The sequence below is a fragment of the Shinella sp. GW821-FHT11G07 genome, assembly GCF_058808115.1.
The window spans coordinates 117,252-129,658 of the sequence record NZ_JBXARJ010000006.1 but is presented as its reverse complement, the minus strand read 5'-3'; the positions used below and the strand labels follow the sequence as shown (position 1 = coordinate 129,658).

Genomic DNA, 12,407 nt, shown 5'->3' with positions numbered 1-12,407 from the left:
GCTTATTTCGCGGCCTTCAGCAGCGCGGCGACGAGGCCGGCGGTCGATGAATCGTGGCCGGCCGCACTTTCCTTGCCCTCAACGACAGGAAGCAGGCCTGTTGCCAGCTCCTTGCCGAGCTCCACGCCCCACTGGTCAAACGAGTTGATGTTGAAGAGCACGCCCTCGACGAAGACGCGATGCTCGTAGAGCGCGACCAGCCGGCCGAACGAAAACGGCGTCAGGCTATCATAGACCATGGTGATCGACGGGCGGTTGCCGGAAAACACGCGGTGCGGCGCGATCTTGTCGGCCTTTGCCTCGTCCATGCCCTTCGCGGTCAGTTGCGCCTTGGCTTCCGCCAGCGTGCGGCCCTTCATCAAGGCTTCCGACTGCGCCAGGCAGTTGGCGATCAGCAACTGGTGCTGGTGGCGCAGGTTCTTCTCGTGGCCGTTCGCCGCGATCATGAACTCGGCCGGAATGATCGTCGTGCCCTGGTGGATGAGCTGATAGAAGGCGTGCTGGCCGTTAGTGCCGGGTTCGCCCCAGACGACCGGCCCGGTCTGGCCCTCGACCGGTGTCGAATCCATGGTGACGGACTTGCCGTTCGATTCCATGTCGAGCTGCTGGAGGTAGGCCGGGAACCGCGACAGGCGCTGGTCATAGGGCAGGATCGCGCGCGACGGGTAGCCGAGCACGTTGCGGTGATAATAGCCGATGAGGCCGAGCAGCATCGGAATGTTTTCGCGGACCGGAGCCTCGCGGAAATGGTTGTCGACGGCATGGCCGCCGGCCAGGAATTCGGCAAAGTTTTGCCTGCCGATGGCGATCATCAGCGGCAGGCCGATGGCCGACCAGATCGAATAACGCCCGCCGACCCAGTCCCAGAAGCCGAAGACGCGCTCGGCCCCGATGCCGAAGGCCGAAACCTTGTCGAGTGCTGTCGAGACGGCGCAGAAATGGCTGCCGACAGCCGCATCGCCCAACGCGTCGGCGATGAATTTGCGCGCCGTCGCGGCGTTCGTCATCGTCTCGATGGTCGTGAAGGTCTTCGAGGCGACGATGAACAGCGTGGTTTCGGCGTCGAGCAATTTCAGCGCATCGGCGATATGCGCGCCGTCGATGTTCGAAACGAAATGCAGCCGCGGGCCGTCATGGAACGGTGCGAGCGCCAGCGTTGCCATGACCGGGCCGAGATCCGACCCGCCGATGCCGATATTGACGACGTCGGTGATTTTCTTGCCGGTCGCGCCCTTCAGGGTGCCGGAACGGATACCGTCGGCAAACACGCCCATGGCATCGAGCACCCCGTTGACATCAGGCATCACATCCCTGCCGTCGACCAGCACGGGTGTGTTGGCGCGGTTGCGCAGTGCCGTGTGCAGTACGGCACGCTCTTCGGTAATGTTGATGATCGCGCCTGCGAACATCGCATCGCGCTTAGTCTCGACGCCGGCGTCCTTTGCGAGTGCTTCCAGCCCGTCGAGCACGGCGTCGTTCACCGCACATTTCGAATAGTCGAACAGGAAATCGTCGAGTTTGGCGTTGTAGCGGGAAAATCGCTTGGGGTCGGCCGCGAAGGCGGCTCTGATGTCTGTGGCGTTGGTATCGCGGGCGATGGATTTCAGCTTTTCGACAAGCGCGTTCATCGGCGTCTTCCTTGGCTTTGGACGATGCCGGCTAGCTAGTCGCTTTGGCATGTGCAAATCAAGACCGCAAACGCGACTTGTCCGAAAAAATTAAATCGGTTTAACCGGGGCGGGTGTCAGCCCCGGAGGTCCTTTCGGAGAATCTTGCCGACATTCGATTTCGGCAGTTCAGTGCGGAATTCGATGAATTTCGGCCGCTTGTAGTTGGTGAGGTTCGCCGCGCAATGCGCCTTCACATCCGCTTCGGTGAGTGCCGGATCCTTCTTCACCACGAACAGTTTTACCGCCTCGCCGGAATGTTCGTCCGGAACGCCGATCGCCGCGCATTCGAGAATGCCGGGATGTGACATCGCCACTTCCTCGATCTCGTTGGGGAAGACGTTGAAGCCGGAGACGAGGATCATGTCCTTCTTGCGGTCGACGATCTTGGTAAAGCCTTCCGACGACATGAAGCCGATATCGCCGGAGCGGAAGAAGCCGTCGGGGGTCATCACCTTGGCCGTCTCGTCCGGCCGCTGCCAGTAACCGGCCATGACCTGCGGGCCGCGGATGCAGATCTCGCCCACTTCGCCGAGCCCCAGCGTCCTGCCGTCGTCGTCGCGGATTTCGATGTCCGTCGAGGGCAAGGGCAGGCCGATCGTGCCGGTGAATTCCGCACGATCGAAACGGTTGGCGGTCGCGACCGGCGAGGTTTCCGACAGGCCATAGCCCTCGATGACGGCGCAGCCGGTCATCTTCTGCCAGCGTTCGGCGACCGGCCGCTGCACCGCCATGCCGCCGCCGAGCGTCAGCAGCAGGTCGGACAGGTCGAGCTTGGCAAAGTCCGGATTGTTCATCAGCGCGTTGAACAGCGTGTTGAGGCCCGGGAAGATGTGGACGCGGTACTTTCCGAGTTCCTTGACGAAGGCGGGAATATCGCGCGGATTGGCGATCAGCACATTGTGGCCGCCGAGCGCGATGCCCATCAGCCCGTTCACCGTCAGGGCGAAGATGTGATAGAGCGGCAGCGCGCAGATGAAGACGAGCTGGTCCGGCCGCTTCTTCAGGTGGAAGATCGGCTCGATCCACAGCTTGATCTGCTCCATGTTGGAGAGCAGGTTGGCATGGGTCAGCGTCGCGCCCTTCGAGACGCCCGTCGTGCCGCCGGTATATTGCAGGAAGGCCGTATCATCCGGCGCAATGCTGACGGGCTTCAACGTGCCGTGCGCGCCTTCCGCCATCACCTGCTTGAAGGGAATATGGCCCGGCAGCGACCAGGCGGGCACCAGCTTCTTCACCTTGCGTACGACGAGATTGACGATCAGGCCCTTGAGGCCGAGCATGTCGCCCATCGTGGTGACGACCACGTGCTTGACGGCCGTGCGCGAGACGACCTGCGCGACGGTGCTGGCAAAATTCTCCAGAACGAACAGCGCCTTGGCGCCGGCATCCTTCAACTGGTGTTCGAGTTCGCGCGGCGTATAGAGCGGGTTGACGTTCACCACGACGAGACCGGCACGCAGGATGCCGAAGATGATCACCGGGTTCTGCAGAATGTTCGGCATCATCACCGCCACGCGATCGCCCTTTTCAAGGCCGCGCGCCTGGAGCCAGGCGGCGATGCTGCGCGATGCGCCCTCGAAATCCCGGAAGGTCAGCGTCTTGCCCATGCTGGTGAAGGCGGGGCGATCGGCGAACTGGGCGCAGCAGCTTTCGACCAGCGTGCCGATGGACGGATAACCGAGCGGCGCGATATCACCGGCCATGCCCTCGGGATACGAGGCAAGCCAGAAGCGGCCGGACGGCTGCGTGGAAGGGTCCTGAACTGTGGCCGACATGCGTGCTCCTCCTCGTTGGGCGCGGGCATCGTCCGTCCCGCCGGCACCGAAGGTCCTCCAACCGTTCGATGCGGACAAGATGATGCTTTTAGCGGGCGCCATCAAGAGTCATCGCTATATTACATTGACGTAAACGTCAACAATTCACCGGCTTGTCCAACATAGCTTTTCTGTAAGCCGCGGCAATCGCTGGCCCTGCGGCGTCTCATCGCGCTTTGGCCTAAAATATCACGTATATGTTTAACAATCTTGGGGTACAGCTTATCTAGGCAGTCTGGCCTGGACGACGCCGCATTGGAGTGAACGCGCTTGCTGCATTCGGAACATCGCAGAAATGAGCCCCGGTTTCTCGGCGCTGCCCGCCCGAGCAGCGTCGCGCTCATATCGCCCATCTCGGCGGCGCGCTGGCTCCTTGTCCTTGTCGCCTTCGCCGGCATCTATTTCTTCCATGGCTTCGTCGTGCCGGTGCTTGCGGCCCTCGTCATCGCCTTTGCCAGCTGGCCGCTCTATGCGCGCCTGCTGGCGCAGGTGAACGGCAACCGTACACTTGCCGCCTCCATCGCCATTCTCCTCATCCTGGCCTTCATCATCGGCCCGATCATGATCGCCTCGACCTATGCCTTTCACGAAATCCGTGAGTGGATCGGTTGGGCGGTGGAGACCAATCGCACCGGGGCAGTGACGCCGGACTGGATCCGTGCGCTGCCGATCATCGGCGGTTGGCTCGACATGCAGTGGACGCGCTTCATCGATCATCCGGGCGCCATCGGCGAACTGACGCAGATCGTCAGCGGCGCCAATATCGGCAATATCTATCGCGTGGCACTCGCAGCCGGCGGCAAGGCCTTCGGCCTACTGCTCGCCATGCTGTTCATGCTGATCGCGCTGTTCTTCATCTACCGCGACGGTCAGTCCTTCGCCGGCCAGGTCGATCGCCTCGGCGAGCGCATCCTGCCGATGCGTTGGGAGCGCATTTCCCGCATCGTGCCGGCAACGATCAGTTCCACCGTCACGGGCATGACGCTGATCGCCATCGGCGAAGGCATCGTGCTCGGCGTCGCCTACTGGGTTGCCGGCGTGCCGTCAGCCGTCACGCTCGGCGTGCTGACCGGCATCATGGCGCTCTTCCCCGGCGGTGCGCCGCTGTCCTTCTCGCTCGTCTCGATCTATCTCGTTTCCAGCGGCTCGCCCGTGGCGGGCCTCGCGCTCTTCATCTGGGGCTCGGTCGAACTCTTCATCGTCGACAAGACGCTGCGCCCCCGCCTCGTCGGCGGCCCGATCAAGTTGCCATTCCTCCCCACCTTCTTCGGTCTTATCGGCGGCGTGAAGACCATGGGTTTCCTCGGTCTTTTCATCGGTCCCGTGTTGATGGCGCTCCTCGTCGCCATCTGGCGTGAATGGATCCGCGAAGTCGACACGGCGGAATCGCCCTCGCCGCTCATTCTCGATCCCCACTCGTCACCGCCAAGCCAGGCCGACCAGGAGCGCAATGTCGGCTGAGCCGGCGCCCCTCGACTCGGGGCTTTGGATGAGCGATTGTCTCAGACAAGGGGACAGTCAATGCGCATCTTCGGCGTTATCGCGGCAATATCCACTCTCGCCATGGCCACGCAGGTCGAGGCGCAGGAGTTCGATGCGAGCGGGCCGACCGGGCCACGCGTCAGCCAGAATGAGGCGCAGGCTGAAATCGACCGCCTCAAGGCCGTTATCCGCGAACTGGAACGCGAGATTTCCCGGCTTCGCGAAAATGCATCCCCGGTGGAGAACGAGCCTCAGAAGGGTAGCCTCATTGGCACTTGGCTCGGCGGCGTTTCCTGCGGCCGCCGGCAGTTCTCGGTCACCTTGTCGGTCGGCGAGCAGTTCGGCAGGGTGGCCAAAGGCTCGTTTGCCTTCAGCGGTGCGGGAACGGGAACCGACGAGGCGCAGATAAGCCCCATGCCGACGGAGGATGCGCCCGATTCCTACATCATCGTCACCGCGAAGGCGGATACGTACGATTATGTCGTTAAAATCGACGCGAACAGGATGTCGGGCAAGTCCACCAGCAGAAACTGCACGATCCAACTGGAGCGCGATTAGCCGCGTTCACCGGCGCCTCATGCCCACGGCCAGAAGTAAAACCGTCCGAGAACGCCGCCAGAGTTGGCCGCGCGGGATCGCCGCCGCTACTTGCTAAAATTAGCATGCGTGCCATAGGTTGCCCCGCGCATTTGCGCACTTTTTGGGGGACTAAACATGACGACGACCATGCGGACAGGGCTTGCTGCCCTCGTTCTTGCGACCGCTTTCACCGCATCCACCACTTCGGCGCTGGCCTGGGGCTGCATCGCAGTCTCCGAGGAGGGCAGCTACGGCTACAGCTACAGCTATGACGACGAGGGCGATGCGCGCGAAAAGGCGCTGACCGAATGCGCAAACCGCACCACGGAAGAATCCGTGTGCGAGATCACCGAGTGCGACGAAAACGACTAAGAAAAATTGCGCCTGGAAAGCCTGCCGAACCGGTAGGCTTTCCACCGCTGAGCCCAGCGGCGTGGGTTAGAACCGGCCCCGAACACCAAACTGCAAGGACATCGTCTTGAAGGATGCGCCGGCAGCATTCCTGTAGAGCGTCGCGGCGCCGGTCGATGTGTCCGTCGAGTTCAGGTCGCCCTTTCTGTGGAAGACATTCTCGAAGTTGCCGGCGAGATAGATCGATGCCGTCTCTGTCAGCCGATAGTCGACGGCTGCATTGAGCATAAGGACAGGTGCCGCCTTCATGTCACCGAAAGACCGGGTGGCGGTGAGCCAGTGGTCGTCGGTATCATCGATTCCGACGGTCATGCCGCCCTTGACGCCGCCGGACAGGGTCAGGCGGTCGAAGCTGGTCGACCCATCGAAGCCGAGGAAGAGCGTGGGTATGTTCTGCTGGTAGGTGATGCCGCGCAGACCATCCGGGATCTCGCCAATGTCGTTGCGGATGCCCCCCTCGCTGTAGATGTACGAACCGCCGAAGGCGTCCCAGCGCACCTGGGTATATTTCACCCCGCCGCCAACGCTGACAGTGCTGCGTTCGTCAGCGAAGACGTTTTTGCCGATCTCAAACGTGCCGCTGAAATAGTAGTCGAGGCGCGTATCGGGATGGATGGAGCGATCGCTCCAGCCGTCCATGCTCTGGTCGATGGCAAAACCCGGCACCCAGTCATAATCGACCATGTGGCCATCGCCGCCAAAGCCGAAGTCGAGCTTGCCTTTGACGTGCCAGTCGCTGCCGAGGTCAGCGCCTGCCGCTACCGTATAGAGGGTGACCCCGTCGGTGTCCCAGTCGAGCTGGCTCGCTTTGTCGTTGCCCAGATAGACATATTCGTGGGCTTCGATGTTCATGAGGCCGACGCCGCCGGACAGCCAGAAACTGCCGTCAGCAGATCGTGCAGTCATATCGCCTGCATGCGCCATGGACGTACCAAGCGCCAATGCCGCCAGCGCAGATCGAAGCATTAGAAATCTCATATATGACAATCCCGGAGCAAGAACAGGCCTGTTTTCTGGCATGTTCGGAGTGACGCGTAACCGTGCAATCTATCTCGACTTGATAATGCAGAGGGTCGTAGCAAATCTGCACTAGTGGTGCTGCGCACGCCGAGGACAAAAAAGGGTAGAACTCCGTCGTCCACCCTTTTCTGTGAAACCGGCAGCCGCAATTCCGACCAAAAAACCTGTTCGATCCCGACCGCATGTCGGGGACCGGCGCCGAGATCGCGACGCTGAAGGGCGTGCCGGTTTTCGACGACTGCAAACTTGACTATGAGACGCACCATCCACTGATCACCGGCTCCACCCTCGTCGGCGGCATTTGGCGAACGCGATCAGCCAACCAACCATGCTTTCGGCGCGGAGCTGCTGCAGGACGACATGACAAAAGCAATAGAACGACGCGTTGTGGTGCATTTTCCCGGGTTCGAGCCAATGACTGCTTCGGCGCACCACGGCCGCTTCAAGCGCTCCGTCCAATTCTCATCCAAGGTCTGGGACTACTCCGCAATCGTATCTCCGCTCGCCGACGAGGACGTCGGCCCGAATTTCACGGTCTCGAGCGACGTCGCGGGCTGGAATACATCCACGACCGTACACCTGTGCGATCACAACGGATTGCTCGAAAAGCTGACTGAAAAGCCGATCCTGCACCGTATTGTGGCGGGCTTTTTCGGCGCCGCGCAGGTCGTGTTTTATGGCGCGGCGGCCGGCTACTTCCGGCACGCATGGCGGTTCGGGCTGTTCTTTGTCTTTCCGTACCTGTTGATGACCTTGGTGCTCGGGACCTGCCTTTTCATGGCAGCAGCCCCTTTCTGGCTGGATTTGCGCCCCTGGCACTATGTCTGGAGCGTTCCGCTCGCCTGGTTTTGCTTTCAATACGTGCTTTTTCCGTTTACCGAGCGTTTTCTCACGCTCCATCTTTTTGCCGACTGGCAACTGGCGGTGTCAGCCGCCCGCCTCGACGATCCGAACCTGATCAAATGGTTGGAGCAGTGCGCCGCGCGACTCGCCAAAGCGCTCGATGAGCCCGCGGACGAGCATGTCATCAGCTCCCACAGCATGGGCTCGACGCTTGCAGCCCATGTCCTCGGGATGGTGCTGGAAAACAATCCTGCCGCACTGGTTGGAAAAAAGGTCGTCTTCCTCACCCTCGGAGGGGCGATCTTGCAATGCGCTCTTCTCCGGCCGGCCGCCAAGTTGCGTGAAAGAGTGGGGGCGATAGCGCGCATACCCGAAGTGTCCTTCGTCGAGGTACACTGCCTGACCGACGTGATCCATTTCTACAAATGCCCCGTCGTCTCGCTGTGCGGGCACCCGGACGCCCCCCAGGCGGAGCAAATGTACATCCGCGTGAAGAAACTGCTCGAACCCGAGCGCTACAAGCGAATCAAACGCGATTTTCTCCGTGTCCATCGCCAATACGTGCTTCACGGCGACAAGCGCGGCACCTTCGACTTCAGCCTTCTAACCGTCAGCCCCTTTCCGGCGCATCGAACGGATGACGTTTCGAAGAGGGACTTTAAGACGCTTGATGAGGGCTGATGGCGCTCGTGCTCGATGCGCGAGTCATCAATACACGGCTTGTCGGCTGCATCGGTTTCTATGAAGGCGCAAGCAAGCCGCAAAACAGCTCGCGTTTTCATTGCTCTAAATTTTCAGGAGAAATGGTGCCGCTTAGCAGACTCGAACTGCTGACCCCGTCATTACGAATGACGTGCTCTACCAACTGAGCTAAAGCGGCCTTCAAACGATCCCGAAGCGTGTCGGGACCGGAATTGGAGCGCTGATAACCGCAATGGGGAGAGATTTCAAGCGGGGAGTTTCAACTTCCGCATATTTCTCTGTGCGATTTTCCAGCGCGCCGCGGTCAGGCGGCGCAAATGCGGTGCTTTGCGGCGATGTATTCGCGCTCCAGCCGGGCGACGAGATTTTCGACGGGGGCGATTTCCTTGATGGCGCCGATGCCCTGGCCACAGCCCCAGATGTCTTTCCAGGCTTTGGCGCCGGTCGTTGCCGCTTCGAAGTCCATCTTCGTCGGGTCGGCTTCCGGCAGATGATCCGGATCCATGCCGGCGGCAGTGATGGAGGGTTTCAGGTAGTTGCCGTGGATGCCTGTGAAGTAGTTGGAGTAGACGATGTCGGCGGCGGCACTGTCGACGATCATCTGCTTGTAGGCGTCGCTTGCGCGCGCCTCCGTCGTGGCGACAAAGGGCGAGCCGATATAGGCCATGTCGGCGCCCATCGCCTGGGCGGCGAGGATTGCGCCGCCCGTCGCGATCGCGCCGGAGAGGAGGAGGGGGCCGTCGAACCATTCGCGGATCTCCTGGATCAGCGCGAAGGGCGAGAGTGGGCCGGCATGGCCGCCGGCGCCGGCTGCAACGGCGATCAAGCCGTCCGCGCCCTTGCGGATCGCCGAATTGGCATGCCGGTTGTTGATCACGTCGTGCAGCACGATGCCGCCATAGGAGTGGATCGCGGCATTGACCTCCGGCACGGCACCGAGCGACGAGATCACCACCGGCACCTTGTATTTTACGCACATCATCAGATCGTGCTCCAGCCGCTTGTTGGAGCGGTGGACGATCTGGTTGACGGCGAAGGGGGCGGCGGGGCGGTCGGGATTTTGCGCGTCGTGCGCGGCAAGGCCTTCGGTGATTTCCGCCAGCCACTCGTCGAGTTGCGCTTCCGGGCGCGCATTCAGTGCCGGGAAGGCGCCGATGACGCCGGCCTTGCACTGTGCGAGGGTCAATGCGGGATGCGAGACGATAAAGAGCGGCGCGCCGACGACGGGCAGGCGCAGCTTGTCCTTGAGGATCGCGGGCAGGGCCATGGTGGAAGTCCAGTCCAGTTTTGACGTTTACGAAAACGTCAAAATCATAGCAGCGGGATTTCTTTCTGAAAAGGGGTGGTGCGGTGAACGCAGGAGCATGTGGCTGTGAGCCGGGAGATTGCGGTCAAGACTGGAGGCTTGTGGCGTAAGGGGACGGGGTTGGACTGCGCGAGACGAACGATTTTGGTGCTGAACGCAGGCCTGCAAATGCCGGACGGGTCGATTCGGCGGCACGTTTTAATGCAATGCCGCGGAAAAACCCCGTCAAAGCCCCGAAATCCGGCTTGGTGCTTTCCCTGTGAAGCACGGAATCCATCGTCCTCCCAAAACGCTTATCCCCGGCTGCACTGGGGCAGTTTCGGCCGGAAGACTTGCGCAAAGCCCCGGCAAACGTTACGCAAAAGCTAACAAAGACTGGAATGTAGGGCTCTTTCTACAGATGTATCGTGACGGCCGCGTCAGGCGGCTCCCGCAGAAGGGGTGGATGTGAGCGGACTGGAAACGGCAATCAGAAACGCGCTGGCGCGCTCCGAACGTGCCAATGCCGAAGTTCGGGCGCGCATCTACCAGTCGGCGCGCAATGCGCTGGAAGCCGGCCTGCGCAAGCAGGAGATCAACGATCCCGAGACGATTGCCACGCAGCGCCACCGGCTGGAAGCGACGATTCACGAGATCGAGGCGGAAGAACGAGCGCAGCTCGCGACAGTGCCCGCACATGATGTTCGTGTAGAACCCATCATCGAGACGCGGGCGGAACCGGCGCTGCGCGCCGAGCGTGAGGTGCGCCCCGAACCGAAGCTCGACGCCGAGCCGCGTGTCGATGCGCGTCAGCCTGCAGCGGCAGGCGATTTCGGCGCCATTCGTCCCGAGCGCGCGGACGGCTTTGCCAAAAGCACCAAGGCGACGGCATCCGCGAGTGCCGCCGCAACAAGCGAAGCGTCCGATTTCCGCCCGGAACGGGTCGCCAAGGCGCGCAAGCGGCGCGGCCGCGTGTTTTCCTTCCTGCTCGTCGTCGCAACGCTGATTGCGGCTTTCGGCGCGTTGGCCTGGTGGGTGCAGACGAGCGGGCTTCTCGACGACTTGCAGAATGGCGCCGATGGCTCGACGCCGCCGGCCACCGTTTCCGGCGAGGATTTTTCCGGCGAAGACCCGATCAAGAAGGCACTCGATACGCAGAGCCGCTTCTCTTCCGACTGGCGGAACGTCTTTTCGCCGGCGGAGACCGCCAAGCTTTCCTCAGGCGCGGCCGGCCGTTTCGAGGCTGTCAGCACCAATGATGGTCCGGCGGTGCGCGTCACCTCCACCAATCCCGAGCGCGACGGTTCGGTGCAGATCGAGGTGTCCCCCGACGTTCTGGGCGAAATGGGCGGCAAGACCTCGACGGTCGCGCTGACGCTGCAATCCGTCAACGGCAAGCCGATTCAGGTCTCGGTCGAATGCGACTTCGCGACGATGGGCGGCTGCGGCCGCCATCGCTTCACGGTGTCGGAGCGCACCGATATCCTGTTCCAGGTGGAATTCGACCGCTCGCTCTCGCCGAGCGGCGCGGGTCATCTGGTGCTGAACAGCGACATGACCGGCGGGGATGCGGCCGTGAACCTCTACGCCGTCCGCATCCTACCGGGGGAGTGAGCCGTCAGGCCCCTATTTGACGAAGCCTGGGCCGGAGCCGACGATCTTGTTGTCGATCTCGCCGATGGCCTTTTCATCCTTGCCCTCGTAGTCGAGCGTCGTCAGGATGTGGCGGATCAGGTTGATGCGCGCGCGGCGCTTGTCGTTGGCGCGGATCACCGTCCACGGCGCCCGGTCCGTATGGGTCGCCTTCAGCATGCGATCGCGCTTTTCCGTGTAGTCGTCCCACTTGTTGAGTGCGGCGATGTCCATCGACGAGAGCTTCCAGACCTTCAGCGGATCGTGCCGGCGATCGTGAAAGCGCTTGAGCTGCATCTCGCGGCCGATATTCAGCCAGAACTTGAAGAAATGGATGCCTTCGGAGGCGATCATCTTCTCGATGCGCGGCGTCTCCTTCAGGAACTTCTCGTGCTCCTCCGGCGTGCAGAAGCCCATGACCGGCTCGACGCCGGCGCGGTTGTACCAGGAACGGTCGAACAGCACGAATTCGCCTGATGTCGGGAAGGTCGCGACATAGCGCTGGAAATACCATTGGCCGCGTTCCGTCTCGGTCGGCTTGGTCAGCGCGACGATGCGGGCGGAGCGCGGGTTCATGTTGGACATTGTGGCGTGAATGGCGCCGCCCTTGCCGGCGGCGTCGCGTCCCTCGAAGATCGCCATGATGCGCTTGCCGGTCTTCTGTTGCCAGAACTGCACCTTGACCAGTTCGACCTGCAGACGTTCGAGCGTCTCTTCATACTCGTCTTCATCGAGCTTCTTGTCGTAGGGGTAGTCGTCCGATTGGTACGCCTTCTTGTCGATCCAGTCGGGAAGTTTTGGATCGTCGATATCGAACACCCGTTTCTTGCCGTCGATATCCAGCTCCACAGCCCGGCTTTCGACCTTTTCCGCCATCGTCCACTCCTTCAGAAACAGCTGCGGCGCATACCGCGACGCTGAGAGGTGGCCACAACCGGATTGCGAATTCAAGCGCACCGTGAAAAACAT

10 protein-coding genes and 1 tRNA gene are annotated in these 12,407 nt (G+C 61.7%); 5 read left to right on the top strand and 6 right to left on the bottom strand.

Features of this window, described 5'->3' with window-relative positions; genetic code table 11:
* Positions 1–2 precede the first annotated feature (2 nt).
* Together pgi and AC1RT2_RS13580 are read right to left on the bottom strand one after the other, a co-directional pair.
* The gene (gene pgi, locus AC1RT2_RS13585) at positions 3–1,628 is read right to left on the bottom strand and encodes a glucose-6-phosphate isomerase (protein WP_493102575.1); all 1,626 of its coding nucleotides are present in this window, start codon (positions 1,626–1,628) and stop codon (positions 3–5) included.
* Between the two features lie 116 nt (positions 1,629–1,744).
* Positions 1,745–3,445 carry a long-chain-fatty-acid--CoA ligase gene (locus tag AC1RT2_RS13580; RefSeq protein WP_493102573.1) on the bottom strand — a complete coding sequence of 567 codons (1,701 nt, stop codon included), beginning with the start codon at positions 3,443–3,445 and terminating at the stop codon, positions 1,745–1,747.
* A gap of 309 nt (positions 3,446–3,754) precedes the next feature.
* Here AC1RT2_RS13580 and AC1RT2_RS13575 point away from each other — a divergent pair, with 309 nt between their 5' ends.
* The 3 genes from AC1RT2_RS13575 to AC1RT2_RS13565 all read left to right on the top strand — a co-directional run bounded on the left by AC1RT2_RS13575 (position 3,755) and on the right by AC1RT2_RS13565 (position 5,917).
* Positions 3,755–4,945: an AI-2E family transporter gene (locus tag AC1RT2_RS13575; protein WP_493102571.1), complete on the top strand. Its 1,191-nt coding sequence runs from the start codon at positions 3,755–3,757 to the stop codon at positions 4,943–4,945.
* Between the two features lie 60 nt (positions 4,946–5,005).
* The gene (locus AC1RT2_RS13570) at positions 5,006–5,524 is read left to right on the top strand and encodes a hypothetical protein (RefSeq protein ID WP_069060139.1); all 519 of its coding nucleotides are present in this window, start codon (positions 5,006–5,008) and stop codon (positions 5,522–5,524) included.
* 156 nt (positions 5,525–5,680) lie between these two features.
* Positions 5,681–5,917, top strand: coding sequence for a DUF4189 domain-containing protein (locus tag AC1RT2_RS13565; protein ID WP_150129962.1), 237 nt, complete (start codon positions 5,681–5,683; stop codon positions 5,915–5,917).
* A gap of 66 nt (positions 5,918–5,983) precedes the next feature.
* Here AC1RT2_RS13565 and AC1RT2_RS13560 read toward each other — a convergent pair whose 3' ends face one another.
* Complete coding sequence (locus AC1RT2_RS13560; protein WP_493102569.1) at positions 5,984–6,922, bottom strand: omptin family outer membrane protease; 939 nt, start codon at positions 6,920–6,922, stop codon at positions 5,984–5,986.
* 414 nt (positions 6,923–7,336) lie between these two features.
* Between AC1RT2_RS13560 and AC1RT2_RS13555 the strand changes: the two genes are divergently transcribed.
* Positions 7,337–8,500 carry a hypothetical protein gene (locus tag AC1RT2_RS13555; RefSeq protein WP_493102567.1) on the top strand — a complete coding sequence of 388 codons (1,164 nt, stop codon included), beginning with the start codon at positions 7,337–7,339 and terminating at the stop codon, positions 8,498–8,500.
* A 123-nt stretch (positions 8,501–8,623) separates the two neighbouring features.
* Here the strand turns inward: AC1RT2_RS13555 and AC1RT2_RS13550 are convergent.
* Positions 8,624–8,699 (bottom strand) — tRNA-Thr (locus tag AC1RT2_RS13550).
* 126 nt (positions 8,700–8,825) lie between these two features.
* Positions 8,826–9,788 (bottom strand): NAD(P)H-dependent flavin oxidoreductase, encoded by a 963-nt coding sequence (locus AC1RT2_RS13545; RefSeq protein WP_493102565.1) that lies wholly within the window; start codon positions 9,786–9,788, stop codon positions 8,826–8,828.
* A 486-nt stretch (positions 9,789–10,274) separates the two neighbouring features.
* Between AC1RT2_RS13545 and AC1RT2_RS13540 the strand changes: the two genes are divergently transcribed.
* Positions 10,275–11,420: a biotin transporter BioY gene (locus AC1RT2_RS13540; protein WP_493102563.1), complete on the top strand. Its 1,146-nt coding sequence runs from the start codon at positions 10,275–10,277 to the stop codon at positions 11,418–11,420.
* Between the two features lie 12 nt (positions 11,421–11,432).
* Here the strand turns inward: AC1RT2_RS13540 and ppk2 are convergent, their stop codons facing one another.
* Positions 11,433–12,314: a polyphosphate kinase 2 gene (gene ppk2, locus AC1RT2_RS13535; protein ID WP_493102561.1), complete on the bottom strand. Its 882-nt coding sequence runs from the start codon at positions 12,312–12,314 to the stop codon at positions 11,433–11,435.
* Positions 12,315–12,407: the final 93 nt, after the last annotated feature.